This is a genomic window from Arthrobacter silviterrae, assembly GCF_011045165.1.
GTDB lineage: Bacteria > Actinomycetota > Actinomycetes > Actinomycetales > Micrococcaceae > Specibacter > Specibacter silviterrae.
The window spans coordinates 1-1,430 of sequence record NZ_JAAKZI010000080.1 but is presented as its reverse complement, the minus strand read 5'-3'; the positions used below and the strand labels follow the sequence as shown (position 1 = coordinate 1,430).

Here is a 1,430-nt window from a genome sequence, read left to right as displayed (position 1 = left end):
CAATGCCGTTTACTTAGCTCAGGTGTGTTAATCTTTCGGCATGGCGCGTAGTGGATGGGTGACCCCGGAGGGTCCCGAACGGTTGACTGACCATATTTCCCTTGGTGTGTTGACGCGGGTGTACCCTGCGGATGTGGTCGACGCGGTGATCGAGCGGACGGGGGCGTTGGAGCAGCGGAACCGGTTGCTGCCGTCCCGGCTGATGGTCTATTACGTCATGGCGTTGGCGTTGTTCTCCAACGGCTCCTACGAGGAAGCCATGCGGTCCCTGCTGGCCGGGATGGAATGGTTGACGGGCCGCTACCGTGAGTGGGTGATGCCGACGAAAGCGGCGATCTACAAGGCCCGGACCCGGCTGGGTTCCGCGGTGATGGTGGAGTTGTTCGCCCAAGTCGCCAAGCCCTTCGCGGATCCTGGAGGGCCCGGGTTCTACAAGGGCTGGCGGCTGGTCTCCGTGGACGGGACCACCCTGGATCTGGCCGACACCCCCGCGAACGAGAAGGCATACGGGCGGCCGGGGACGAAGACGGATTTCAAGTCCGCGTTCCCGCAGGCGCGGGTGCTGGGATTGGTCGAATGCGGGACACATGCGGTGATTTCCGCTGTGGTCGCCGGTTGCACCACCTCCGAGCACGACCTGTACCCGGCCGTGTTGGCGGACCTGGCCAAGGACATGCTGGCCATGGCCGACCGCGGGTTCTTCTCCTACACGGCATGGAAGGACAGCGCCGCCACCGGGGCGGCACTGCTGTGGCGGATGAAAGCCAATGCGGTCCTGCCCGTCCATGAAGACTACGGTGACGGGTCCTACCTCTCGGCCGTGTATCCCTCCAGCAAGGACCGGGCCAAGGACACCCACGGCATCCCGGTCCGCGTCATCGAATACAACGTCACCACCGAGAGCAAGGCCACCTCAGGGAACGAGACCACTGACGCGCCGCAGACCAGCATGTTTCGGCTCATCACCACCATCCTGGATCCAGCAGCTGCTTCCAGCGAGGACCTGGCCGGCCTGTATGCCAGGCGCTGGGAAATTGAATCCAGTTTCGATGAACTCAAAACACACCAGCGCGGACCCAACGTCGTGCTCCGTTCCAAAACCCCTGACGGGGTGCTCCAGGAAATCTATGGCTGCCTCTGCGCGCACTATGCGATCCGGTCCCTCATCGGAACCGTCGCGGCCGAGTTCGACGAAGACCCACTGAGCTTTTCCTTCACACGGACCATCCGGGCCGCGCGGCGATCCATCGCCGCGCGCCCGGCTTTTTCCCCCTCACAAGCTAGCTGAAGCCTTCGTCATCTTCTGCCGGGAGATCCTCCACGAACTCCTGCCCCCACGCCGACAACGCATCGTCCCACGCGTCGTCAAACGCAAAATGTCCAACTGGCCGCTCAAGAAAACACACAAAATCACAAAGTAAACGGCATTG

The 1,430-nt window shown here is 62.7% G+C and carries 1 protein-coding gene; it reads left to right on the top strand.

Annotated elements, in window-relative coordinates; translation table 11 throughout:
- Positions 1-40: 40 nt before the first annotated feature.
- Positions 41-1,288: an IS4 family transposase gene (locus G6N77_RS19445; RefSeq protein ID WP_165183819.1), complete on the top strand. Its 1,248-nt coding sequence runs from the start codon at positions 41-43 to the stop codon at positions 1,286-1,288.
- Positions 1,289-1,430 lie beyond the last annotated feature (142 nt).